The following is a 24,806-nucleotide window of genomic DNA, read 5'->3' on the forward strand; positions in this document are numbered from 1 at the left end:
GCCTAGCTTATAACACGTCTTTTTGGCAAGCCGTGATCGCTGGTTTGCCTGGTAAGACTTGTTCCCGGAGCGAAAATGGTTTATGTAAAGCCCATGCATTCAACTACTGCTTATCCCCGTTTTCTCGAAGATGAAGCCGATGTCGGGGTGGTCTCGCCCCGCTTTGCGATTATTTCCGCCCCCCTGGCCCGGACCGTCAGTTGGGGCGGGGGAACGGAAGACGGCCCGGCGGCGATCCTGGCGGCCTCTACGGCCCTGGAGGTCTTCGACGACGAGTTGCTGCAGGAAACCGTGCAGGCCGGAATCGTTACCCGGCCGCCTTTGCCTTTGGGTGAGTATGATCTGGCCGGCGCCTGCGGGCAGATCAAAGAGGCGGTGGCCCGGGAGCTGGCCGCCGGGATGTTCCCGGTGCTGCTGGGTGGCGAGCACACCGTAAGCGGCCCGGCGGTGGCTGCCATGCGGGAAAAATATCCCGATCTGCACGTGGTCCAGGTTGACGCTCACCTGGACCTGCGTGATTCCTACAGCGGCACTCCTTTAAGCCATGCCAGCGTCATGCGGCGGGTGGCTGACCTGGGGGTATCATTCAGTCAGGTGGGAATCCGTTCATTTTGCGCCGAAGAATGGCAACTGGTGCAGGAGCGGGGCTGGCAGCCCTATACCATGGCCAGGATTCACGACCAGCCGGACTGGCTGGAGCAGTTGCGGCGAGAAATAAAGGGGCCGGTCTATCTCACCATCGATTTGGACGGCCTGGACCCGGCCATCATGCCGGCCACCGGCACCCCGGAACCAGACGGTCTTACCTGGCGCCAGGTAACCGCCCTGAGCCGCCTGTTGGCCGCTCTCAAACCCGGGCTGGTGGGGATGGATGTGGTGGAACTGGCCCCCCGGCCGGATCTGGAGCATGCCGCCTTCACCGCCGCCAAGCTGATTTACCGAACCCTGGGCTATGTAACCAGACAATAAAGATGAATTCGCAAGAAGTCATCTTTCCGCCCATGGACGGACTTTTTGCGGATTCATCAATAAGAGGAAGCACCATGTCCGTTGAAGATTTCTATCAATGCCGCCAGTGCGGCTACTGCTGCCAGGGCGAGACCACGGTTTCGCTGGACAAGAACGACCAGGAGCGGCTCAGCGCCCATCTCGGGATGCCCCTGGAAGAAGTTAAAAAGCGCTACCTGCGGGTTACCGGCAACACCGTGCAGATGAAGATCGTGGATGGCCATTGCATCTTTTACGAGCATGGCTGCACCGTGCATGCTGGCAAACCCTGGCGCTGTCGGCAGTGGCCGCTGCACCCCAGCATGCTGGACGATTCCGGTAACTTCTCGGTAATCACCGGTTCCTGCCCCGGTTTCAAGGAAGGGCTGACCCACGAGGAGTTCCGGCGCAAGATGCAAGAAGCCGACAAAGATGCGGTTTGAGGTTATATACCCCGGCAAAACCAAGGAAGATTACCTGGCCCGGGGCATTGATGATTTTGCCGCCCGCCTGCGCCGCCATGTCGACCTGGAGTTGAAGGCCATCAAGGCCCCCAAGCCGGGCAGGGGCGATGACGAGGCCCGGTTGATCCGGGAAGAGGGCCGCCTGCTGCTGGGCCGCATTCCTGCTGACGCCCTGGTGGTCGCCCTGGACCCCGGCGGCCGCAGGCTTTCATCGCCCGAGCTGGCCGAACTGCTGGGCCACTGGCAGGAGCAGGGCCGGGCCTCGCTGGTCTTCGTGCTGGGCGGTCCTTTGGGCCTGGCCGCCGAGGTGCTGAGTCGGGCCGACTACACCCTTTCCCTGTCGCCCATGACCTTTACCCACGAAATGGCCCGGCTGCTGTTGCTGGAACAGCTCTACCGGGCCTGGAGCATCCGGCTGGGCACCGGCTATCACAAATGAACTCCCCCCAAACAAGCTTTAGAGAACCGGATCATGATCGATAAACTTCCCCACACCATGCCGGGAGCGGTGATCTACGGGGCCATGGTTCTTGGCCTGCTGGCCGCGGTGTCGTTCCGTGTTCTGATCATCGTCGAGGTGGTCAGCCCCGCCCTGGTCCGGCCTTTGTGGTATTTCGCGGTGCTTGCTTACATCGTATTTTTTGCCTATCGCTACTTTGTCACCGAAAAAAGAAAACGGGTGATCATCGGCAACCGCCTGCTGGAAAAGCTTAAGGCCGAAGGCGAGCTTACCCGCGACGACCGCCTGCTGCTCAACTATGTGCTCTCCTCGGTGGTGAAATCCAAAGAACATATCAATTACGTCTTCATTGTTGCGGTATCCATCATTGTGGTAGCGGTTGATATCTGGCTGACACTCTTTTGAAGCGTGAAAAAACCAAGAACTTCATAATTTTCTAAAGAATGCTTGATAAGCATAACCATCCTATTTTATAGTGCGAAAATGAAGCCGTGGGCACCGTCCGGAGCAAGTCAGGGCCGGGGTGTTGAGCAAGGCCGGAACTTTCCGGTTCGGCAGGGAAAAGAACTTTAATTGACGGTTGTTTGTGGAGGAATCAAGATGAGTCAACCGGCGTCACGCACCAATATTCTCCTGGAGTCCGGTACCAATGAGCTGGAGGTGATCACCCTCTACCTGCAATGGCTGGACCCCGCTTCCTCCGCCCCCATCCAGACTGCCTACGGCATCAACGCCGCCAAGGTTCGCGAACTGGTGGCCATGCCCACCAGCCTTACCGAGGTGCCGGACAGTCATCCGTCGGTCCGCGGCATATTTCTGCTCCGCGACCGGACCATCCCCCTGATTGATCTCTGCCACTGGTTCGGCTACCAGCCGGATCTGTCGCCGGAGGCCAAGGCCAAGTGGGTGGTGGTGGTCTCCGAAATCAACGGCAAACTGTTCAGCTTCATCTCCCACGGGGTGGACAAGGTCTACCGTATCTCCTGGAACCAGATCATGCCGCCGCCGGAAGTGGTGGCCAACAACAGCAGCCTTACCGGCATGTGCCTGGTCAACGACCGGATCATTCAGATGATTGATTTTGAAAAGATCTGCGCCGATATCGACCCCAGCATGGCCATGGATTACGTGACCCACGCCATTAAAACCAAGGCGGCAGCAGGGCAGGGGGATAAGTTCGTGGTCATAGCCGATGATTCGGCCATGATCCGGGACCAGATCATCCAGACCCTCACCCGGGCCGGCTACAAGGTCAAGGCCTTCCCGGACGGCCAGTCGGCCTGGGATTTCCTGGAATTGACCATGGGGGCCGGCGAGGTGGACAGCCAGATCCTGGGAATTATCTCCGACATCGAAATGCCCCGCATGGACGGCCACCATCTCTGCAGGAAAATCAAGCAACAGCCGGCCTACGCCAAGGTGCCGGTGATGCTTTTTTCTTCCCTGATCAACGACACCGCTCGGCACAAGGGGGAAAAGGTGGGGGCTGACGATCAAATAACTAAACCGGAACTGGGCGCGCTGGTGGAACGGCTGCAGGGGTGCCTGAAAAAGCTGGGGGCGGCGGATGCGATTGCCGGATAACGGTTGCAGTGCCTGTTGAACGCCGCCTGATACTCTATCGCAGCAACCGTCTGGAAGCCCTGCTGGAATGCCTGGCTGACGGCCTGCGGCATGATCCGCCGCCGCCGCTGACCAGTGAGTGCCTGGTGGTGCAGAGCCGGGGCATGGCCACCTGGCTCGGTCAAAACCTGGCCCGGCGTTTCGGCGTCTGGGCCCATCCCGATTTTCCCCATCCCCGCCGTTTTATCGAACGCCTGCTGAACGCCGCTTTGGGAGCGGAAGCGGGCACCGCCGCTTCCTTTAGCCGGGAACGGCTGACCCTGGCGATTCTGGAACTGCTGCCCCGATTGCTGGACCAGGAAGAGTTTACCCCCCTGCGCCGCTACCTGGAAGGGGGGGATGACTGGAAAAGCCTGCAACTGGCGGAACGGATCGCCTATGTTTTCGACCAGTACCTGGTGTACCGACCCGACATGGTGCTGGCCTGGGAAGACCGGCGAGTCGAGCCGGAGCCGGAAAACCGGTGGCAGGCGTTGCTGTGGCGGCAACTGGCCGATCGTTTTGGTTCTCCCGCCCGCCTCTTTCAGCAAGCTCATGCCCGGCTGCGGCAGGGTGATCTGCTCCAGCCGGAACTGCTGCCGCCTCGAGTTTTTCTGTTCGGCATCACCACCTTGCCGCCACTCTACCTTGGCCTGCTCAACGATGCGGCCAAACTGCTGCCCTGCCATCTGCTGCTTTTTTCCCCGGCCCGGGATTACTGGGCCGATATCTTCAGCCCCCAGGCGCTTAACCGGCTGCTGTTAAAGCACCAGCCAGCGGCGAACAATCCTGGAGAACAGACCGGAGAACAGACCGAAGCCCTGACCGAACAACTGCACCTGGCAACCGGCCACCCGCTGCTGGCCTCTTTAGGATTTGTGGGTCGCGAATTCCAGGAGATTCTGGAATCGCAGGCCGAATACGTGCAGCCTGAAGCCGGGGAATGTTTTGCCGATCCCGTGGCCGCCGAGCTTGCCCCGCCGGCGGCCACGGGGGGGCCGGAAGATGGCGAAGGCGCGGTTTCTTCTATGCTGGCCCGACTGCAAAGGGATATTCTGGAGCTGCGTCACCCCACCCCGGAAACCGCCGTAGAAATCCCCGCGGCCACAGAATCGGCAACACTCCCCTCCACCTCGCCGGCGATGGCGCCGATTGATGATTCGATCGTCATCCACTCCTGCCACAGCCCCCTTCGGGAGGTGGAGGTCCTGCAGGATCAGTTGCTGGCCATGCTGGCCGAAGAAGGTTATCGCCCCCGGGACATCGTGATCATGGTACCGGATATCGAAACCTACGCCCCGCTGATCGAGGCCGTTTTCCGCCGGCCCGCCACCGACCGCCGTTACATCCCTTTTCGCCTTGCCGATCGCAAGATCAGCCGCGAAGCGCCGCTGCTGGATGCCCTGCTGACCCTTTTTGAGCTGGCCCGGGGGCGGCTGCCGCTGTCCCAGGTACTGGATTTTCTCGCCCGGGAACCGGTGAAGCAGGGTTTTTCCCTGGACGGTCAGCAACTGCAGCGGATCGAACAGTGGCTTAATCAACTGCGGGTCCGCTGGGGGATTGACGAGGAGCACCGCCGCCGGCACGACCAGCCGCCAACGCGCCAGAACACCTGGCGGTTTGGCCTGGACCGGCTAATTCTCGGTTACGCCCTGCCCGGCGAGGACCGCCACCTGGTGGCCGGCATTCTGCCCTTTGACGACATCGAAGGCCAGGATGCCATCCTGGCCGGGGTACTGCTCAAAATCACCGCCGCCCTGTTCGCCCTGGTCGAAGAGGTGCGCCGGGCCAAAACCATGGTCCAGTGGGTGGAACTGGTCCGGCGGGCCCTGGCCGACTTTTTTCTCCCCGAAGAGCGGGCGGCGGCGGAAGAGGAGTGGCAGCGGCAAAGCCTGCGCGATGCCCTGGCAGCCCTGCTGCAGGACAGTGAACAAGCCGGCCTGGAGCGCCCCCTGGAATTGCCGGCCTTCCTGCGGCTGCTGCGCACCCGCCTCGATGAGGCCGGCGGCAGCGCCGGTTTCCTGGAAGGTGGCCTGACCTTTTGCAACATGCTGCCCATGCGGACCATACCTTTTCCGGTGGTCTGTCTGCTGGGCCTCAGCGACGGCGCCTATCCCCGTCGGGACCAGCCCGCCGGCTTCGATTTAATGGCCGCCGCCCCCCGTCCCGGCGACCGTTCCCGCCGCCGGGACGACCGTTACCTGTTCCTGGAATCCCTGCTCTCGGCCCGCCGCCGCCTTTATCTCAGCTATGTGGGCCGCAGCAGCAAGGACAATGCCGAACTGCCGCCCTCACCCCTGGTGGAAGAGTTGCTGGACTGTCTGGCCTTGATGAGCGGGGCGCCCCGTAATTACCTGGTGACCGAGCACCCCCTGCAGCCCTTCAGCCCCCGTTATTTCCAGCCCGCTCCGGCACCGCTCTTTACCTACGCCGCCGAGTACGCCCCCCCGGCAAACGTTCAGCCGCAGCCGAGCAGCGGCCGACCGGACCGGCCGATACACGTTACCGACAATTCTGACAGTGCGGAAACGGCAATCCATGAACTGACCCTGGCCGAACTGCATCACTTTTTCCGCAACCCCGCCCGGTGGTACGCCCGTAACCGTTTGGGCCTGATACTGCCACCGGAGGAAGAGGAGCAGCCGGACCGGGAGCCGGTATTCTTTAGTAACCTGGAAAAATACCTGCTCAACCGGCAACTGCTGCACACGCCGGCGGAAATGCCCAGCGCCGACCCCGCTAACGAAGCGGGCCAGCGGCGGCGGCAGATGCTGGCGGCCCGGGGTGAGTTGCCCCTGGCCGGGGCCGCCGGGCCGGCTTTAGCGGAACTGGTGAGCGATATCGAGCCGGTGGCGGCCTATCTGGCCACCAGCCCCGCCGGCCGCCCGCTGCCGAACCTGCCCCTGGAGTTGACCCTGGAGCCGGAGCCGGGCCTTAAACTGCGCCTGGGCGGCGAGCTGCGGGACCGGGCCGAAAACGGACTGCTGCGCTGGACCCCCGCCCGGGTCAAACCGGTTTTTTTGCTGCTGGCCTGGCTGGATCATCTGGCCCTGTGCGCCCAGGCACCGAGCGACCAGGATCGGCAGTGTTTTGTCGTCGGCCGGGGGGAGAAAAAAGATGGCCCCAAGGCGGCTATCCGCCTCTTTCAAGCGCTTGACCGCGCTTCGGCCCTGGCTCTGCTGGCTCAACTGGCGGCCCTGTGGCGCCGGGGCCAGGTGGAACCGCTGCCCTTTTTTCCCGCCAGCTCCCATGCCTGGTGCTGGAAACGGCAAAACAGCAAGAGTAATGATCTGCAAAAAAACCGTCAACAGGCCCGGGAAGCGGCCCTGAATTCCTATCATGGCACCGACTTCAACCGGGGGGAGGGGCTTGACCCTTATATGGCGATGATTTTCCAGGAGGCGCAACCGGCGGGGCCGTGGCAGGAGCAGGGCGACCAGGGCCCCGCCGGCACCGACTGGGAAGATTTCGCCGCCGTGGCCGAAACCGTGTACGGGCCGCTGCTGCAGGCCATGCTAAAAAAATCGGCGGAAGCGGCATGAGGAGTAAGCGTGCAGCCGGTGGTCCTGCCATGAAAATTCGGCCCTTTGATCCGACAAGCCTGGCCCCGGCACCGGTCCAACTCATCGAGGCCAGCGCCGGCACCGGCAAGACCTATTCCATTACCTCGCTCTATCTGCGTTTTATTCTGGAGCAGGAACTGCCGGTGGAGCAGATCCTGGTTTTGAGCTTTACCGAAGCCGCCACCGCCGAACTCCATGCCCGCCTGCGCTCCCGGCTGCAAGCCGCGGCGATTGCTTTTCAAAACGGCGGTGATCCCGACGACCCCTTCCTGGACCACCTGGTCCGCCAGAGCCGCCGGCCGACCCGGGATCTGCTGCTGGTACAGCGGGCCGTCAGCGAGATCGACCAGGCGGCGGTGACCACCATCCACAGCTTCTGCCACCGGGTTCTGCAGCAGGGCGCCTTTGAGAGCGGCATGCCCTTTGAACTGGAACTGGTGGGCCGGGTGGATGAATTCATCGACGAGCTGGTCTACGATTTTCTGGCCACCCTGTTCCACCGCGACGACCCCCGGCTGGTAGCCCTGTGGCGGCAGACATACAGCCTTTCGGACCTGCGGGAACTGCTCCGGGAGGCATTGCGCCATCGTCATGCCCCACTGTTGGGGGCGGAGGGGAAAGAAATTGTCCAGGTTGCCGGGCCTGATGAACGGTTGCCGAAAAGCGAACAACCGGCTCCCTGGGAAGGGAATTGGGCCGTCCTTCACCAAGCCTATGCCCAGGTTCGTCAATGCTGGCGGCAGCATGAAGAGGAGATTGCCCGGGAGCTGCACAACACCCAACTGCTCAAAGCTTACCAGGACCTGCTGACCGCCGGCCTGCTCGACAACCTGGCGGTATATCTGGCCCCCTCTGAACCGGCCTCGCTGCTGGTACCCGAGGGCTCGGAAAAACTGGTCCCGACCTTCTTAAACGATCCCCGTGGCGGGGTGTGCTACGGCAACGCCGTCAAGAAAGGCCAGGTGCCCCAACATCCCTTCTTTGCCCTGTGGGAAAAGTATCTGGCCGAGCGGGACCAACTGATTGCCACCCACCAGACCGCCACCTTAAGCGAACTGTTTGCTTTTGCCCGCCGGGAACTGCCTCGGCGCCTGGCCGCCGCCGGCCTGCAGTCTTTCGACGATCTGCTTTACGGGCTGGAAAAGGCGTTAAAAGGGCAGGGCGGTGAGATTTTGCGCCGCTTTATCGCCGGCCGTTACCCCGTGGCCCTGATCGACGAATTTCAGGATACCGACCCGGTGCAGTATGGCATTTTGCAAAAGATCTACAGCCCGGCAGAGACGCTTGCAAGCCGCCGGGAAAGGGGCACTGCCGGTAGTGCTGATTACTCCCGACGCCTGTTGTTGATCGGAGACCCCAAACAAGCCATTTACGCCTTTCGGGGGGCCGATATCTTTGCCTACCTGCAGGCCGCGCAGGACGCCGGCGACCAGCGCTACACCATGACCGTCAACTGGCGGGCCGACCGGAACCTGGTGGCGGCGGTCAACGCTCTGTTTCAGGGGGTGGAAGAACCCTTTGTGGTACCGGGTATTGATTTCCCGGCGGTCACCGCCCGGCCGAAAGCCCCGGATTGCTGGCGAGAAGACGTTGCCGACGGCCAGATCGAAACCCGCCCGCTGCAGTTTCTCATCCCGCCGCCGCAGATGGTGGAAAAAATCATTCCCGCCAACAGAAAGCAGCCGGGCCGGGGCAAGGCGCAGGATGAAGCCATCAGACTGGTGGCGGCGGATATGGTCCGGTTGCTCGCCGGCGCCGGCCGCCGGGCCGAACAGCCGCTGCGGCCGGCGGATATCGCGGTGCTGGTGCGCAGCAACCGGCAGGCCACCCGGATGCAGGAGGCTTTGCAGCGCCGGGGAATCAAGGCGGTGCTTCAGAGCCGGGACAGTGTCTTTGCCAGCGCCGAGGCCCGGCAGTTGTCCTTGCTGCTGCACGGGCTGCTGGCGCAGGCCGATGAGGCCCGGCGTCGGGCGGCCATGCTCACCGACCTGCTGGGTGCCGCCGCCAGCGACCTGCTGGCCCTCGACGAGGACGAACAGCAGTGGCAGGTCTGGCTGCTGCGTTTCAGCCGTTGGAGTCTTTTGTGGCAGGAGCGCGGCTTTATGGCCATGATGCGGGCTATCATCGAGGAGCGCCAGGTGGCGGCCCGGCTGCTGGCCGGCCAACACGGGGAGCGGCGACTGACCAACTTCCGCCACCTGGTGGAACTGCTCCATGGCCGGGAACGGGAGGCGCACCTGCAGCCCCCGGCCCTGCTCAAATGGCTGGATGTGGGTGTTGCCGACCTGCGCCCCGGCGCCGACCCCGATGAATTGCGGCTGGAAAGTGATGAGGAGGCGGTGCAGGTGCTGACCATTCATCGCAGCAAAGGGTTGGAGTTCCCGGTGGTCTACTGTCCTTTCCTGTGGATGACCGGCAAACGAAACAATGAAGAAAAAGACAAGTTTTTCAGCTTCCACGACCCCGATGATCAATGGCGGGGGAAAATCACCCTGAGCCCCGATGAACCGCAGCGCCGGGCCCGCCGCCGGGAACTCTTTGCCGAGGATCTGCGCCTGCTCTATGTCGCCTTAACCCGGGCCCGCCACTGTTGCCGGGTGGTCTGGTTCCCCGCCGACGGCTACGATGAATCGGCCCTGGCTTACCTGCTGCACGACGGCCGGGAGGGCCGGCCGCCCGCCGCCCTGCAGGGCATGCCCCATGCAGAACTGCAGGCCTTATTGACGGCCAGGGTCGAAAAGGAAAAGCAATGGGGCCTGCAGACCCCGGAGGGGATCACCGATGCAGCGGTGCTGCCTTATTCCGGCCTGGCCGCCGGCGATCCCGCCCGGCTGCGGCAAATGTCTAAAAACATCGACACCGCCTGGCGGGTGGGCAGTTTTTCCCAGCTTATCGCCCACCGTGGCGAAAGCCGGTCCTGGGTGACCGAGCGCGATTATGACGTGGCCGGCGTCGATCATCCCGCCGTAACCGATACCCTGAACAACCCCATGATAGCTGCTCCGGCCGGCCCCGCCGCCACCCGCCTGCTGGCGGCCCGGATCCCTCTGGCCGAGTTGCCCGCCGGCGCCGGCATCGGCAACTTCTGGCACCGGATTCTGGAATTGATTTCCTTTCACCAGCCCGAGCAGCACCCGGCGATCATCAGCGAGCAGTGCCGTGTTTTCGGGGTGGACCGCCAGCGTTGGCAAACCCGGCTGGAGGAAGCCCTGGCGCAGATCCTGGCCACCCCGTTGACTGCCGCCGATGCTTTCCGGCTCAAGGATCTCACCGATCACATGCGGCTCAACGAAATGGCCTTCACCTGCCCGGTGCGCCAGGCCCGCCGGCCTCTGGACCCCGCCCGCCTGGCCAGGGTTTTTCGGGAACATCCGGAAGACCTGCCGCCGGACTATGCCGATGGCCTGGCGCAACTGCGTTTTTCGGCCCTGCAGGGTTACCTGAAAGGCTTTGTCGACCTGGTCTGCCAATGGCAAGGAAAATGGTACGTCATCGACTACAAGAGTAACCTGCTGGGCCCTGCCTTTGCCGACTACCAGCCCCCAAGCCTGGCTCCGGTGATGAGCCAGCACCACTATATTCTCCAGTACCATCTCTACGCTCTGGCCCTGCACCGCCACCTTACCCAACGCCTGCCGGATTACGATTACCAGCAGCATTTCGGCGGCACCCTCTACCTCTTCCTGCGGGGGCTGCACCCGGACCTGGGCCCCGCCGCCGGCGTATATCACGAACGCCCGCCGCAACCCCGCATCGAGGCGTTGTCCCAACTGCTGGAGTGAAGCTGAAACCAATCCGATTGAAAAGCGACAGGGCTGTGGTAAGATCAGCAACATCTTTACCCCTGTAACTTGTGCCGAGAGTTGACTGCTGCTGTCCGCAGCCAAATAACGATGAAGTTGCAAAAAGTCCGTCCATGGGCGCGCTGATTACTTCTTGCTAACTCATCAATACAACGCCATTTTCAATAAGCGCCAGAGCGCTGTGGGAGAGCAATGACCGACTACACCACCATTCTGTTCGATTTCGGGGGCGTGATCGCCGCCGAGGGTTTTCGCACCGGGCTTGAGGCCATCGGGGGCGAGCAGGGGTTGGACCCCGCCGAAACCTTCCGCCTGGGCAAAGAGATCGTCTTTGACGGCGGCTATGCGGTGGGCGCGGTGGATGAGGTTGCCTACTGGAATGAATTTCGGCGGCGGACCGGCATCACCTTGCCCGATACCGCGCTGCGCCGCCACATTCTGGACCGCTTCGTGCCTTTTCCCGAGATGCTGAAGGGCCTGGAACAGCTGCGCCGGAGGGGCTATATCGTGGCCATGGTCAGTGACCAGACCAACTGGCTGGATGAACTGGACCAGCGGCATCATTTTTTCCCTCTTTTTCACCGGGTCTTCAACAGCTACCACCATGGCCGCAGCAAACGAGATCTGCGCTTCTTTACCGAAGTGCTGGAGGAACTGGGCTGCCGGCCGGAGGTGGCCATCTTCCTCGACGACGACCCTGGTAATGTGGAGCGCGCCCGGTCGGTGGGCATTACCGGGCTTCTGGTAACCAGTCCCCGCCAGGCCCTGAGCGATCTGGAGGATATTTTAGGCAAGGATTAAGAAGTTACCCGGGCATGGTCAAGCATTCAGTTGACCGTGACCGGGGCAATCAAGTACAAACTATGAACATCGGGGAACGGCCCCGGTGGGGGACCGGAAGGATGGCAGATGGTCCTGGATTCCGGCTTTCGTCGGAATGACGGTTAATGTCGTTATGTATAACTTCAGGAGTTGATGGTAATGAGTGGTTTTGCGGAACTTTTCACGGAACATGAGGCAGCCGGCGAAAAAATCACCCCCGGCCAGCAGGTCACCGCCGAGGTGGTCAGCGTCGCCAAAGAGTGGATCTTTATTGATCTGGGCGGCAAAAGCGAAGGGGCGGTAGCCAAGTCCGAATTTATTGATAATGAAGGTAACTGTACGGTGGCGGTGGGGGACCAGGTAAAGGTTTACTTCCTCACCGAAAAGAAACAGGAAAAGCTCTTCACCACCAAGGTCGGCGGCGCCGCCACTCAGGCCCACCTGGAAGAGGCATATCACAGCGGGATTCCGGTGGAAGGCACGGTGGAGGCGGAAGGCAAGGGTGGTTTCCAGGTGCGGCTGGGTGGTAATGTACGGGCCTTTTGCCCCTTTTCCCAGATGGGTCTGCGCCGGGTTGAAAACAGCGATGAGTATCTTGACCAGAGTCTCGCTTTCAAGATCATCGAGTTTCGTGAAGGGGGCCGCAACATTATCCTCTCCCGCCGCCAGTTGCTGGAAGAGGAGCGGGCGGCCCGCAAGGAAGAACTGCGCCGCACCCTGCAGGTGGGCGACAAGGTTACCGGAACCGTGACCTCGCTCCAGAAATTCGGCGCCTTTGTCGATATCGGCGGCATCGAAGGGCTGATTCCGATGTCGGAGATCGGCTGGGGAACGGTGGATGATATCCACAGCCACCTGGAGCCGGGCCGGGAGGTGGAGGTGGTGGTCAAGAGCCTGGACTGGGACCGGGATCGCTACTCTTTAAGCCTCAAAGACACCCTGCCCGACCCCTGGGAAGAGGTGGCGGCCCGCTTCCCGGAAGGCTCCCGCCACCAGGGCAGAGTGGCACGGCTGACGGACTTCGGGGCCTTTGTGACCCTGGCCTCGGGGATTGACGGCCTGGCCCATATCTCCAAGCTGGGAGCCGGTCGGCGGATCAATCATCCCCGGGAGGTGGTCCAGCTCGGTGAGATGCTGGAAGTGGAGATCGAGGCCGTCGACCTGGAAAGACGGCGGCTTTCCCTGAGCGTGCCGCCGCCGGCGGAGAGTGAAGCCGCCGGGGAGTCGGCCCCGAACGGCGCCCAACCGGCCGCCAAAACCGGTGGTAAGTCGAAACAAAAGACCGCCGGCTCGGCGGACAATCGGCAGAATTTCCGCGATTATCAAAGCACCCAAGGTAAACAGGCCGACCGGCCCATGGGAACCTTGGGCGATCTGCTAAAGGCCAAGATGTCGGAAAAGGAACGGAAGTAATAATCACCTCTGGTGATTGCACAGCAGTGGAGGGGGATTTGATTTTTACTGGTTTCTACCGGCGCCGACGACTGCCGGTACTGTTATTGGCCTTGATTTTTATCCTGGTCGGTGAACCGGCCGACGCCGGCCCGGAAAAAGATCCCTTGCAAGCGGGAGCATCCCTGGGTCTTAGCGGTAAGTACGCCACCATGGCCCATGACCAGAAGCGTGCTTTACGGCTGTGGGAAGCGGAAATCAATGCCACCGGCGGTTTGCTGGGCCGCGAGGTTCGGCTTACCATTCACGATGATCATAGTGACCCGCAGCGCGCCCAAGATATCTATCAGCGAATGTTTGCCGAAGACGGAGTGGAACTCTTTTTTGCCCCCTTCTCCAGTGAAATCACCGGCAAAGTGCTGCCGCTCTTTGAGCAGCACCGCTTTCCCCTGCTGGCTTCCGGGGCGGTGGCCGACGAACTCTGGCAACAGGAAGCCCAATACATCTTCGGGATTTTTACCACCGCCGACAAAATTCCCGCCAATTTCATGGAAATGCTCTTTGTGCACGGTGTTGACGGCCTGGCCCTGCTGCACTCCGCCGATCCCTTTTCCCGGGCAGCCGCTGAAGGAGTACGTAAACGGGCCGGCTGGCTTGGCCTGGAGTTGCAACTGGATGCCAAATTCAGCGACCCGGAAAATGATTTTACCGCTCTGCTGACCGAAGCCCGGGACCTGGGCAGCGAGGTAGTGATCATGGCCGGGCACTTGGAGGAGTCCATCGCCCTACGCCGGGCTATGCTTGCCATGGAGTGGACCCCGCGGGTCTACTACAGCCCCCAGGGTCCGGCCAATCCTTCATTTATCGAACGTTTGGGGCCGGGGGCGGAAGGAGTGTTCGGCACCGAGCAATGGCAGCATTTAGGCGGCATCGAAACCCCGGAGACCGAAGCCTTTCTGGCGGCATACCGGCAAAAATTTGCCCGCGAAGCCAGCTATTTTTCCGTTGCCGCCTATTCCGCCGCACAAATCATGACCAAAGCCATTCGCCGAGCCGGCACTCTGGAAGGTGAGAAGTTGCGCATCGTGCTGACTGAACTCGATGCCACCTGCCTGACCGGGCGGTTCCGGGTGGATGCCTGGGGCCGACAGATCCGCAATTTCAGCCTGGTTACCCAGTGGCAGGACGGCCGCCAGGAAGTCGTCTGGCCTCGCAACCTGATGACTGCGGAGCCCCGGTTATGAACCAGCGGCCCCGGCTGCTCACCCGTACGGTCGACCATGTCCGGCGCTGGCACGGGCGGTTGGCCTGTCGTTACACTCTGGGTAATCTGCTGGTGGTGCTGGCGGTGGGAACCGGTTTCTATTTGCTGGCCCTGCTGCCCATGTCCCGGTTTATAGAAAACTGCAACACCTCACAAATGGCCGATGCGGTAGATGATATTCAGCGCATTTGCGAGCAGAGTCACAATGAGTTGTTGCGGGCCGGAATTGCCCCGGGCAGCCTTGACTCGACTCTGAAGCAGGTGGCCACCTTAAGTTTTATCGAGGATTTCCTCTCGGCTAACCGGCTGCATATCCTGCTTATCAACAGCGAGCAGGTGCTTTTGCAGCCTGCTTTAGTGGCGGGTTTGGCGGAAGCGGCCAACAAGCTGTCGACAAACGGAGAAGCCGGTGCCCAAGCCTTTCCCGCCGCCGCCCAGGCCAGAATACTGATCCAGAAGTTGGCGGCACCCCATAGTTATCCCGAGACGATGACCATTAATGGCCGGGAATACCACCTCCAGGGCGGCACCTTTTCTCCCTGGGGGTGGCAATTTGTGGTGTTCAAAGACAGCAGTCATTTTCTCAACACCATAAACCAGGTGCTCTATGCTTATTTCGGTACCGTTATTCTGCTGCTGTTCTGGGTTTTGTTCAGCGGTTATTTTTTCCGCCGACAGGTGGAGACTCCGATCAACGAAATGATCAGCGCCTTGCGAGAAGGAAAAAAACCGGATTATCAGGGAGTGGATGAATTCGAGTTTCTTTCGCAACGTTTTGCCGAGTTTATCGGGGAGCAGGAAGTTTTGCACCGGCGGTTTTTTCAGCAGCAAAAACTGGAATCCATCGGCGTGATGGCCGGCGGTATTGCCCATGACTTCAACAATTTGCTGGCGGCACTTTACGGCCAGATCAGCCTGGCGGAACTTTCCCTGCCCGACGATCATCCGGCCCGCGCCCATCTGTCGCTGGCGGAAGGCTCGGCCAACCGGGCCCGTTTTTTAACCCGACAGCTCCTGACCTTTACCACCGGCAACCACCTGCAGCGGCGGCCGATGGCCGTGCCCCAGTTGCTGCCGGAACTCGCCCGTTTTGCCCTCACCGGCAGCCGCTGTGAGTTGCAGTTCAGAGCCGAGGCGAATCTCTGGCCGGCCGAACTGGATCCAGAGCACATGGGCAATGTCTTTCACAATCTGGTGCTCAACGCCCGGGATGCCATGAATGATGACGGCGAACTGGTGATCTCCTGCCGGAACCTGGAGTTGTCGGCCGAAGCGGATGTATCGTTACCGCCGGGCCGTTACGTGCAGATCGTGTTCCGGGATAACGGTTGCGGCATGGACCCCGACGTGGTCAGCCGCATCTTTGACCCCTATTTTTCCACCAAGGAAAAAAGCTCCCGCAAAGGCACCGGCCTGGGGCTGACCATCTGCTATGCGGTGATCAATAAACATGGTGGACACATTGAGGTCGATTCGGTGAAAGGGCAGGGTACCGTTTTCACTCTTTATCTCCCGGCCGCCGAGGGCAACGGCGCGGTGACCAGCCAGGTGATGGCCGAATTGCAAAGATGGGAACGGTAGTCGTGACTGCGCCCGAGATGACACAACTGGTGGAACGGCTGGTGAGGGAAGAGGCGCTGGCCGAGTTTGACCGCCATTGGCTGCAACTGCTGTCCCGGCTGCAGCCGTCGACTTCCCCCGCCGTGCTGCTGACGGCGGCTTTGCTGCGCCGGGCCGTCGATCAGGGCCATGTCTGCCTGAAGCTGCCGGAGGTGGCCGCCTGGTGGCCGGCGGCGGCCGTCGAGATGGGTTGTGTCGCCCCCTCGCCGTCGACCCTGGCGGCCGAGTTGCACCACAGTCCTTTGGCGGCCGGCGGGGCGTCGGTAATCGACGCTCAACCGGACCCAGATGGGCGTACCCATATCCACCCGGATTCAGCAGCCCCCCTTGTGTTGAGCGGGGAACGACTGTATCTGCGCCGTTATTGGCAATATGAACAGGCACTGGCCGGCGAGATCAAGCGGCGGGCGGTTAGGGTGACGGCCCCGCCGGCACCGGAAGTGGCCGCCGATCGCCTGACCGCCCTGGCGATGGCTGCGGGGGTGGAACTGGACCAGGACCAGCGGGCGGCAGTGCTGGGGGCGCTCAACCATTACCTGGCGGTGATATCCGGCGGGCCGGGCACCGGCAAAACCACCATCATCTTTTTCATTATCACCCTGCTACAGGAACTGTCGGTGGTGCAACAGGGGGAGAGTTTGCGGATCCTGCTGCTGGCGCCCACCGGCAAGGCGACGGCCCGGCTGGCGGAAACCCTGCGGGATCGAGCCCAAGGCTTTGCCGCCATGACCATCCATCGGGCCCTGGGGTATCAGCGCGAAACTCCCACCATCTTTCGCCATAACCGGGAAAACCAGCTGGCAGCGGACCTGGTGGTGGTGGATGAGGCGTCCATGGTGGACCTGGCCCTGATGAGCAAACTTTTTGCTGCCGTACCGCCCCGGGCCCGGCTGGTGCTGCTGGGCGACAAAGACCAGCTGGCCTCGGTGGAGGCCGGCTCCATTCTGGGCGATATCTGCCTGGCCGCACCCCGGCTGGCCTCGGCGGTGATCGAGCTTAACCGGGGGTTTCGTTTCGATCCGCAACGGGGCGTCGGCGCCCTGGTGCGAGGGATCAAGGCGGGCGAGCCGGAAAGGGTGCTGGCGGTGCCGGTCCGCATGGAAGATGAAAAGGTGGATTTAGAAAAACTCGCGGCGGCGGAGGTTACCTTGAGTGAGCAGGTCGATCCGGTGGCCAACCCCACCTTGCGCGAACTGGTGCTGGCCGGCTTCCGGCCCTGCCTGGAGGCATCCTCTCCGGCCGAAGCCCTGGCCAGGATGGGCGATTTTCGCCTGCTTTGCGCCCATCGTCGGGGGCCTTACGGAGTGGAACAGCTCAACGGTTTCTGCCGACAACTGCTGCTGGCGGCCGGGTTACTGGGGAAGACGGCAAGCCGGGCCCCGGAAACCACCCTGGCGCCCAGGGAAAGCGGCGGGGCCGGCGAAAGCGAACAGTACTATCGGGGCCAACCGGTTTTGGTGGTGGCCAACAGCTACGAAACCCGCCTGTTCAATGGGGACTTGGGGATTATCTGGAACTCGCCGGAAGACGAGGAGCAGTTGATGGCCTTTTTCCCAGCCGCCGATGGGCCGCCCCGCATGCTGCCGCCGGGCCGGCTGCCCCGCCATGAAACCGCCTTTGCCATGACCATCCATAAAAGCCAGGGGTCGGAGTTCCAGCGGGTGGCGGTGATCCTGCCCCAGGAAGATTCTCCCCTGCTGAGCCGGGAACTGTTGTATACTGCCGTCTCCAGAGCCCGCCGCCGGGTCCATCTGTTCGGCACCGCCGAGGTGATCAGCCGGGCCATCCGCCGCCGGGTGACCAGAACCTCGGGCCTGGCCGAGGCCTTAAGCTACCCGGAGACGGCCTGATTTTTTCAAACGTTCACAGACTGTTACAGTATCAGGTTGGTGCTTTTGCTGAACGGTTGACTTTTTGTTGATTCATCAACGATAACGGACCAACAAACATGCGTGAAGATATCGATTTAGTCTTCTTTAAACAGCTGCTGGAAGAGCGTCTCGCCACCCTCACCGCCGGTGCCGGCGACGGTGACCGGCCGGTGGAATTGGACCAGACCCGGGTCGGCCGCCTGTCGCGCATGGACGCCATGCAGCAGCAGGCCATGAGCCAGGCCGCCCGTCGGCTGGTCAACCAGGAAAAGGTACGGATCAAAACCGCCCTGACTCGCCTGGAAGAGGGCGAATATGGCTACTGCGTCCACTGTGGCGACGATATCCCGGAAGGCCGTCTGCGCTTCGACCCCAGCGTGCCTTCCTGCATCGAGTGCGCCCGGGAAGCGGAAAACCGCTAAAGGGCTGAGCCGAATTAAAACCATGCACTTTACCGGCAAGGTGCTGATACTTGCCACGCTTAAGCCGGTATTACAGTTTCCCAAGGAGCAGATGTGATCAACGAAATTCCAGCACTTTGCGGTCAGCGGGCGGAAAATATTTTCAGCCAGCGCAACTTCTGCTGTGCCGAGGCGGTGATTGTCACCTTAAACGCCACCTTCAAAATTGGTTTGGAGGAAGCCACCGCTGCGGGGCTTGGCTCCGGCTTCTGCCACGGCATGGGCGGCGCCGGTTGTGTCTGCGGGGCCTTGGCCGGGGCCGAGATGATGCTGGGCCTGCTGCTCGGCCCCCGCCGGGAAGGGGGGTTGGCCAAGAAGGTATTCCAGAAAGAAGTGGCGGCGGTGATGCATGATCGTTTCAAGGAGCGTTTCGCCGCCACCTGCTGCCGAGTGCTGTTGAAAAAACGCAAGGAAAAGCAGGGGGCCGCTTGCGCTGAACTGACCCGGGGGGCGGCCGAAATCGCTGCCGAACTGGTGCTGGCCCGGCGGCCGGAACTGGCCGCCGGCGTGGACCGGGATTTTCTTGCCGCCCGGGATCGGAAGAGCGCCGACTGAGCAGCTTTAATCCTGAACCTCCTCCCGGTTTCAGGTTTGCCTGTTTCTTAAAATTACTCCTTATCCAGGAGTAATTCGGCGGCTTCCCCCGATTCCCTTTTTTCCAGCCGGTCTTCCAGTTCGCCGATATAGGCGGTAAGGGTATTGCCCGACTGTTCCACACTGGCCTGCAGGTCTTTCTCCGCTTCTTCCAACCGGGAGAGCAGGGCGTTTTCCACCTGTTCCACGCGGCCGAGCAGTTCCGTCCGGGTGGTTTCCACCGCCTCACCCTGGCGGGTTAATTCCGTTTCCAGATATTTCCGCAGTTCGGTGAAGCGGGAGGATTCCGCCTGGGTGGCCAGCTTGCGGTGATCCTGCAGTTCCTGGGCATGCCGCCGGGTGGCCAGCATCAGGGTGGTCTGCAGATAGACCACGAAAACCAGAAACAGTACCGTCAGCAAGGCCAGAACCCCGAACATCAGCAGCCCCAGCGGTGCTTCGAATTCCGCCACTCCCAACGAGATGGCGGCCGGGGCCACCAGGGTCTGCCAGTTGAGGGCGGCGAAGGCGGTGGTCAGCAAGAGGATAAAAGCCAGCAGCAGAGCGATGAATTTCATGGTCGGCGCTTCTCCTTGTCGGTTGCGGTGGGTTTTATTTTCCGGACGGTGCATTCCAGACTGCCGTCGTGCAGGGTCAGACTGATCTCGTCATTGATTCTGGCCTGCCGGGTGGAGCGCAACACCGTGCCCTCGGCCCGGCGGGGGATGGCATAGCCCCGACCAAGCACGGCCAGGGGGCTGACTGCATCCAGAATAGCAGCATTACGACTTAAACGGCTATGTTTTTCGGTCATGATTTTGTTGATCAGAAAATTTAACCGTATCACCCCGGCCTGCAGGCGACTGCGCTGGCCGGCCAGCTCCCGGCGGGGATCACGCTGCTGCAGAATGGCCTGGCAATGTCCCAGCCGCTCCCGGTGGCGGTGCAGACGGTAGCGCAGGGCATGGCCCAGTTCGGCCTGGAAATGGTCCAGCCGCAGATTGTGCTGGGCCAGCAGCCGGCTGGGGTCTCCCAGCAGGCGCTGGGCGGAGAGCAACTGCCGACGGGCATCCAGCAGGTGCCGGTTCAGGGCGGCGGCCAGGCGGCGGTCAAACTCGTTAATGGCGGTAATGAGCGCCTCCTGTTCCGGCAAGATCATTTGGGCGGCGGCGGTGGGGGTGGGGGCCCTGAGATCGGCGACAAAATCGGTGATGGTGAAGTCCACCTCGTGGCCCACCGCCGAGACCACCGGAATCTCAGAGGCCGCCACCGCCCGGGCCAGTTCCTCTTCGTTGAAGGCCCAGAGATCCTCCAGGGAACCGCCGCCCCGGCACAGAATGATGATATCCCAACGCCGCAGCCGGTTGAGTTCGGCAATGGCCTGGGCGATCTCGGCGGCCGCACCGTCACCCTGGACCCGCACCGGCATGATGCTGATGGAGGTGGCAGGGCAGCGTTGTGCCGCCTGGGTCAGGAAATCCCGCACCGCCGCCCCTTGGGGCGAGGTAACCAGGGCAATGCGGCGAGGTAGAAAGGGCAGGGGGCGCTTGCGTTCCGGGGCAAATAACCCCTCGGCCTCGAGTTTGGCCTTTAAGCGGTCGAAGGCGATGCGCAGCAGACCGGCGCCCTTGCCGTCCATGAAATCGATGATCAGCTGGTACTCCCCCCGGGGCTCGTAAACCGAGATCCGCCCCCGGCACAAAACTTCCAGACCGTCGGCGGGGGTGCAGGCCAGGTAACGCTGCTGAGCCCTGAACAGTACCGCCCGCAACTGGGCGTCGGCATCTTTCAGGGTAAAATAGAGATGGCCGGAGGCGGGGCGCCGCAAGTTGGAAATTTCCCCGGTTACCGTCACCATGGAGTAGGAGGTTTCCAGCAGTCCCCGGATGGAGCGGGTCAGTTCCGCCACCGTTTGAATACGATTGTCGAAAGGGTTTTCCATGTTTTACACGGTATCCGGCCGGTGGAGAGTTGTCCGGTTGACTAAAAAAAACCGGGATGATTTTTACTTAAAAAAAAAGTATACTATCCGACCTTGCAAGGGAAAAGCATTTTCGACGGCTGCAGGCCGGCAAACCAGTTAACCAAAAACGGGAATACCAGTGGCTGACAAAAAAATCTTCCAACCGGGCAACCTCAAGCCCGCCGACGGCGGCAGCCGCACCAACTTTTTCGATGAACTCAACCTGCCGCCTTCGGCCGCAGAGTTTCTCAATGTCTGGTATCGTCACATCCTGGCGGCCGTTGGCGTGGTGGTGGTGGTAATTCTGACCTGGAGTTTAAGTCAGCAGTTTGTTACCTCCCGGGCCGAACAGGCCTCGCAGCAACTCAGCGCCGCCATGCAGCTGGCCGACCCCGCCGCCCGGGCCCAGGCTTTGGAGGAGATTGCTTCTTCTTACAGCCGCACCGGAGCCGGACTATGGGGCCGCATTGAGTTGGCGCACTTGGCCAGGAATGCCGGCGACCTTGAAACGGCGGCCCAGACCTATGAGGAGTCGCTGGGCGCCCTTGCCCGGCAGGATGCCCGCCGACCCATGGTCAAACTCAGCCTGGCCCAGGTGCTGAGTGAAATGGGCCGCGATGACCAGGCTCTGGAGTACTACCGGGAACTGGCTGAAACCAAAGGCTTTGAAGCTTGGGGGCTGCTGGGCAGCGGCGATATTCTGGCCCGCCGGGGAGACACCGAGGCAGCCCGGGAAAAATACCGCCAGGTAACGGAGCAGACCAACGCCCCGTACCTGGTCCTTGAGCAGGCCGAGCTGCGCCTGCGTTAGACCACATGGAGATCATTACCCAGTTTGAAGCCATGCGCGACTGGGCCCAGCGGCGGCGACGGGAGGGGCGTACCATTGCCCTGGTGCCCACCATGGGCTATTTCCATGAGGGTCATCTCAGCCTGATGCGTCTGGCCGCCACCCGCACCCCGCATGTGGTGGTCAGTCTCTTTGTTAATCCCACCCAGTTTGCCCCCGGCGAGGACCTGGAAGATTACCCCCGCGACCAGCAGCGTGATGCCGCCCTGGCCGCCGACTGTGGGGTGGAGGTGTTGTTCTGCCCGGATCCGTCGGCCATGTACCCGCCGGATTTCCGCACCATGGTAACGGTAACCGGACTGAGCAGCGAAGTGCTGTGCGGCCGTAGCCGGCCCACCCATTTTACCGGGGTGGCCACGGTGCTGACCAAGCTTTTCAACCTGGTCCAGCCCCACCAGGCGGTCTTTGGCGAAAAGGACTTTCAGCAGCTGGCGGTGATCCGGGCTCTGGTGCGGGATCTGAACTGGGATCTGGAGGTTGTCGGCCATCCCATCGTCCGGGAGGCCGACGGCCTGGCCATGAGTTCCCGCAATGTCTATCTTAACCAGGAACAGCGGCAGGCGGCCTTGGCGCTGCCCCGCTCCCTGGCCCTGGCCCGCAACCAGGTGGCCGGCGGCGAGCACAACCCCGCAGTACTGCGCAGTGAGCTGGCGGCCATGCTGGAAGCGGCCGGGCTCAAATGGGAGTACATTGAATTCGTTGACGCCGCCACCCTGGCTCCGGTCAAGCAGGTGGCTTCCGGCACGGTCCTGGCCGTGGCGGCCCGCAGCGGCAAGACCAGACTGATCGACAACTGCCGGTTTGACTGACGAAAATCATTCATCACCTGGCAATCTCCCTCAACCCAAGAGCCAAGTCATTATGTTACGTTACATGCTGAAGTCCAAAATTCACCGGGCCACGGTGCTTGACGCCCAACTCCACTACGAAGGCAGCCTGGCGGTGGACGCCGAACTGATGGCGGCGGTGGAGCTGGTGCCCTTTGAACAGGTTCATGTTTATAACATCAACAACGGTGAGCGCTTTGAAACCTATGTTATCGAAGCGCCGGCCGGCAGCGGCATGATCGGCCTGCGTGGGGCGGCAGCCCGTAAAGGAATGGCCGGCGACATGATCATCATCGTCAGCTATGCCATGTATGCCCCTGAAGATCTCGCCCAATACGCCCCCCGAATCGTGGTGCTGGACCCGGCAAACCGTATCAAGCGTCGCGGGCCGGCGGACCAGGCCAAGCCGGAAGCTTAAAGGGCGCCGGGGCAGCAGATCATGGTCGATTGCCATTCTCCAGCCCCGGCCCAACCCGGCCGGGAATCATCCGAGCATCCCCCGGGTCGTTTACTGGTAACCGCCGCCACGACCATGGAGCTTGACCCGTTGCGCCGGATTCTGAGCGGGTCAAACGGTATTGATACTGGCAAAGACCTTGATTTTTTATGCTGCGGGGTGGGGCCCACGGCCGCCGCCGCTTCCCTGGCCGCCTGGCTGGCTTGTCGGCCCGACCGTTACCGCGGCGTGATCATGATCGGGGTAGCCGGCGCTTACCCATCCGACCGGGCCGGGCAGGGAGCGGATTTGCTGGACATCTGTTTGGCGGAACGGGAAATTCTGGCAGATTTCGGGCTGGCGGCGCCCCATGGCGCCGATCCCTTTGAGAATCCGCAAATGGCGGCCGAAAGGGAGTTTGCGCTGATCTCCCCGCTGTTGCAACTCGCCGACGGCACCCTGCGGCAATGGCGGATTCCCTTTCACTGCGGCGCCTTCGTTACCGTGAACGCCGCCAGCACCACCCTCCAGCGGGGAATGGCCCTGGCCCGCCGCCATCGGGCCCTGTGCGAAAACATGGAAGGAGCCGCCGCCGCCTTGGTCTGCCAACGTCTGCAGTTGCCCCTGCTGGAGATACGCTGCATCAGTAACCTGGTTGAAGATCGCGACCTCAGCCGCTGGCGCCTGCCGGCGGCGATTGAGCGCTTCACGGAGATTACGGCCCGGCTGCTGCCGCCCCTGGTGAACGGTGACCACTCATGAATCACCATACCCCTCTCTCATTGGGCTTTTCTCCGTGCCCCAACGACACCTATATTTTTCACGCCCTGGTGCATGGCCTGGTGACCGGTGCGCCGGAGTTTGCGCCGATCTGCCTGGAGGATGTGGAGACCCTTAATCAGTGGGCCTTGCAGAGCCGTCTGGACGTCAGCAAACTCTCTTTTCATGCTCTGGGACATGTCTTGGAAGACTATGTTCTGTTGCCGGCGGGGGCGGCCCTGGGGCGGGGCTGCGGCCCGCTGCTGGTGGCCCGGGAACAGCTTGACCCGGCCGAGTTGCCCGGCAAACGTGTGGCCCTTCCCGGGCGCTACACCACCGCCGCCATGCTACTGGGCCTTTTTGCCCCCGCCTGCCTGCCGGCGGCCGGCAGCGACCTGCCGGCCAACCTCCGCCTGCTGCGCTTTGACCGGATCATGCCGGCCCTGGTGGCCGGCGAAATCGATGCCGGGGTGATCATCCATGAAAGCCGTTTCACCTACCGCCAGCGCGGCCTTAAATTGCTGGTCGATCTGGGCGCCTGGTGGGAGGAGATGAGCGGCCTGCCCATCCCCCTAGGGGGGATTGCCGCCCGGCGCAGCCTGGGCCAAGAGAAACTGACGGCCATTGCTGATGCCATCCGCCACAGCCTGGCCCAGGCCCGCCGTAATCCCGCCGGGGCCATGGAGTATATTCGCCGTCATGCCGGGGAACTGGACAACGAGGTAATGCGGGCCCACATCGACCTTTACGTCAATGATTTTTCTTACGAACTCGGTGCGGAAGGGAAGCAGGCGATCACCGAATTTATCCGCCGGGGCCGCCAGGCCGGTATTCTGCCCGCCAGCAATCAACGTTTACTTCTTGACAAGCGGGGTTGAGCAACTATATTAGCAGTTTTTGTCGGCGTTGCCAGCTTGGCGCCGCCGGCCCGGCATGCACTGCAGACTGCTGCTAGGAACTGCCTGCTAAACGCTTTATAATCGACGCTTTTTGGGTTTTTGCGCGTTGGTCATCTTCACGCCCGGGCTTGCCCGAGGTTGTCGCGGGGCGACGGACACGCCAAACAGGCTATAAATCACCACAAGCAGG

The 24,806-nt window shown here is 61.9% G+C and carries 21 protein-coding genes; 19 read left to right on the top strand and 2 right to left on the bottom strand.

Annotated features, from left to right (window positions below; all coding sequences use genetic code 11):
• Positions 1-93: 93 nt before the first annotated feature.
• The 14 genes from speB (at position 94) to P0N66_RS08485 (ending at position 18,864) form a co-directional block, all read left to right on the top strand.
• Positions 94-969 (top strand): agmatinase, encoded by an 876-nt coding sequence (gene speB, locus P0N66_RS08420; protein ID WP_275804279.1) that lies wholly within the window; start codon positions 94-96, stop codon positions 967-969.
• 74 nt (positions 970-1,043) lie between these two features.
• Positions 1,044-1,430, top strand: coding sequence for a YkgJ family cysteine cluster protein (locus P0N66_RS08425; protein WP_275804281.1), 387 nt, complete (start codon positions 1,044-1,046; stop codon positions 1,428-1,430).
• On the top strand, positions 1,420-1,890 hold the full coding sequence (locus tag P0N66_RS08430; protein ID WP_275804283.1) for a 23S rRNA (pseudouridine(1915)-N(3))-methyltransferase RlmH: 471 nt from the start codon (positions 1,420-1,422) through the stop codon (positions 1,888-1,890). Before P0N66_RS08425 ends, P0N66_RS08430 begins: the two co-directional genes overlap by 11 nt.
• A gap of 33 nt (positions 1,891-1,923) precedes the next feature.
• On the top strand, positions 1,924-2,316 hold the full coding sequence (locus tag P0N66_RS08435; protein ID WP_275804285.1) for a hypothetical protein: 393 nt from the start codon (positions 1,924-1,926) through the stop codon (positions 2,314-2,316).
• Positions 2,317-2,511: 195 nt separating this feature from the next.
• Positions 2,512-3,495, top strand: a complete 984-nt coding sequence (locus tag P0N66_RS08440) for a chemotaxis protein (RefSeq protein WP_275804287.1) — start codon at positions 2,512-2,514, stop codon at positions 3,493-3,495.
• A gap of 8 nt (positions 3,496-3,503) precedes the next feature.
• Positions 3,504-7,055, top strand: a complete 3,552-nt coding sequence (recC, locus tag P0N66_RS08445; protein ID WP_275804289.1) for an exodeoxyribonuclease V subunit gamma — start codon at positions 3,504-3,506, stop codon at positions 7,053-7,055.
• A gap of 29 nt (positions 7,056-7,084) precedes the next feature.
• Entirely contained in the window at positions 7,085-10,858 is a 3,774-nt protein-coding gene (recB, locus tag P0N66_RS08450; RefSeq protein ID WP_275804291.1) for an exodeoxyribonuclease V subunit beta, read from the top strand.
• A gap of 213 nt (positions 10,859-11,071) precedes the next feature.
• Positions 11,072-11,680 (top strand): HAD family hydrolase, encoded by a 609-nt coding sequence (locus P0N66_RS08455; protein ID WP_275804293.1) that lies wholly within the window; start codon positions 11,072-11,074, stop codon positions 11,678-11,680.
• A gap of 180 nt (positions 11,681-11,860) precedes the next feature.
• Positions 11,861-13,114 carry a 30S ribosomal protein S1 gene (gene rpsA, locus P0N66_RS08460; RefSeq protein ID WP_275804295.1) on the top strand — a complete coding sequence of 418 codons (1,254 nt, stop codon included), beginning with the start codon at positions 11,861-11,863 and terminating at the stop codon, positions 13,112-13,114.
• A gap of 38 nt (positions 13,115-13,152) precedes the next feature.
• Positions 13,153-14,337, top strand: a complete 1,185-nt coding sequence (locus tag P0N66_RS08465) for an amino acid ABC transporter substrate-binding protein (protein ID WP_275804297.1) — start codon at positions 13,153-13,155, stop codon at positions 14,335-14,337.
• The gene (locus tag P0N66_RS08470) at positions 14,334-15,938 is read left to right on the top strand and encodes a two-component system sensor histidine kinase NtrB (protein ID WP_275804299.1); all 1,605 of its coding nucleotides are present in this window, start codon (positions 14,334-14,336) and stop codon (positions 15,936-15,938) included. The genes P0N66_RS08465 and P0N66_RS08470 overlap by 4 nt, the downstream gene beginning before the upstream one ends.
• 2 nt (positions 15,939-15,940) lie before the next feature.
• Positions 15,941-17,827 (top strand): exodeoxyribonuclease V subunit alpha, encoded by a 1,887-nt coding sequence (gene recD, locus P0N66_RS08475; protein ID WP_275804302.1) that lies wholly within the window; start codon positions 15,941-15,943, stop codon positions 17,825-17,827.
• A 98-nt stretch (positions 17,828-17,925) separates the two neighbouring features.
• The gene (locus P0N66_RS08480; protein WP_275804304.1) at positions 17,926-18,270 is read left to right on the top strand and encodes a TraR/DksA family transcriptional regulator; all 345 of its coding nucleotides are present in this window, start codon (positions 17,926-17,928) and stop codon (positions 18,268-18,270) included.
• 93 nt (positions 18,271-18,363) lie between these two features.
• Positions 18,364-18,864 carry a C-GCAxxG-C-C family protein gene (locus tag P0N66_RS08485; protein WP_275804306.1) on the top strand — a complete coding sequence of 167 codons (501 nt, stop codon included), beginning with the start codon at positions 18,364-18,366 and terminating at the stop codon, positions 18,862-18,864.
• A gap of 53 nt (positions 18,865-18,917) precedes the next feature.
• Here the strand turns inward: P0N66_RS08485 and P0N66_RS08490 are convergent, their stop codons facing one another.
• Both P0N66_RS08490 and xseA read right to left on the bottom strand, forming a co-directional pair.
• Positions 18,918-19,460, bottom strand: a complete 543-nt coding sequence (locus tag P0N66_RS08490) for a LapA family protein (RefSeq protein WP_275804308.1) — start codon at positions 19,458-19,460, stop codon at positions 18,918-18,920.
• Entirely contained in the window at positions 19,457-20,824 is a 1,368-nt protein-coding gene (xseA, locus tag P0N66_RS08495) for an exodeoxyribonuclease VII large subunit (RefSeq protein WP_275804310.1), read from the bottom strand. Before xseA ends, P0N66_RS08490 begins: the two co-directional genes overlap by 4 nt.
• Positions 20,825-20,984: 160 nt before the next feature.
• Between xseA and P0N66_RS08500 the strand changes: the two genes are divergently transcribed.
• The 5 genes from P0N66_RS08500 to P0N66_RS08520 are packed head-to-tail and all read left to right on the top strand — an operon-like array spanning position 20,985 to position 24,595.
• Positions 20,985-21,656 (top strand): YfgM family protein, encoded by a 672-nt coding sequence (locus P0N66_RS08500; RefSeq protein WP_275804312.1) that lies wholly within the window; start codon positions 20,985-20,987, stop codon positions 21,654-21,656.
• Positions 21,657-21,661: 5 nt separating this feature from the next.
• On the top strand, positions 21,662-22,504 hold the full coding sequence (gene panC, locus P0N66_RS08505; protein ID WP_275804314.1) for a pantoate--beta-alanine ligase: 843 nt from the start codon (positions 21,662-21,664) through the stop codon (positions 22,502-22,504).
• 52 nt (positions 22,505-22,556) lie between these two features.
• On the top strand, positions 22,557-22,940 hold the full coding sequence (panD, locus tag P0N66_RS08510) for an aspartate 1-decarboxylase (protein WP_431190031.1): 384 nt from the start codon (positions 22,557-22,559) through the stop codon (positions 22,938-22,940).
• 21 nt (positions 22,941-22,961) lie between these two features.
• Positions 22,962-23,720, top strand: coding sequence for a futalosine hydrolase (mqnB, locus tag P0N66_RS08515; protein ID WP_275804318.1), 759 nt, complete (start codon positions 22,962-22,964; stop codon positions 23,718-23,720).
• Positions 23,717-24,595, top strand: a complete 879-nt coding sequence (locus tag P0N66_RS08520) for a 1,4-dihydroxy-6-naphtoate synthase (protein ID WP_275804320.1) — start codon at positions 23,717-23,719, stop codon at positions 24,593-24,595. The genes mqnB and P0N66_RS08520 overlap by 4 nt, the downstream gene beginning before the upstream one ends.
• Positions 24,596-24,806 lie beyond the last annotated feature (211 nt).

The sequence above is a fragment of the Desulfurivibrio dismutans genome (assembly GCF_029210385.1).
GTDB lineage: Bacteria > Desulfobacterota > Desulfobulbia > Desulfobulbales > Desulfurivibrionaceae > Desulfurivibrio > Desulfurivibrio dismutans.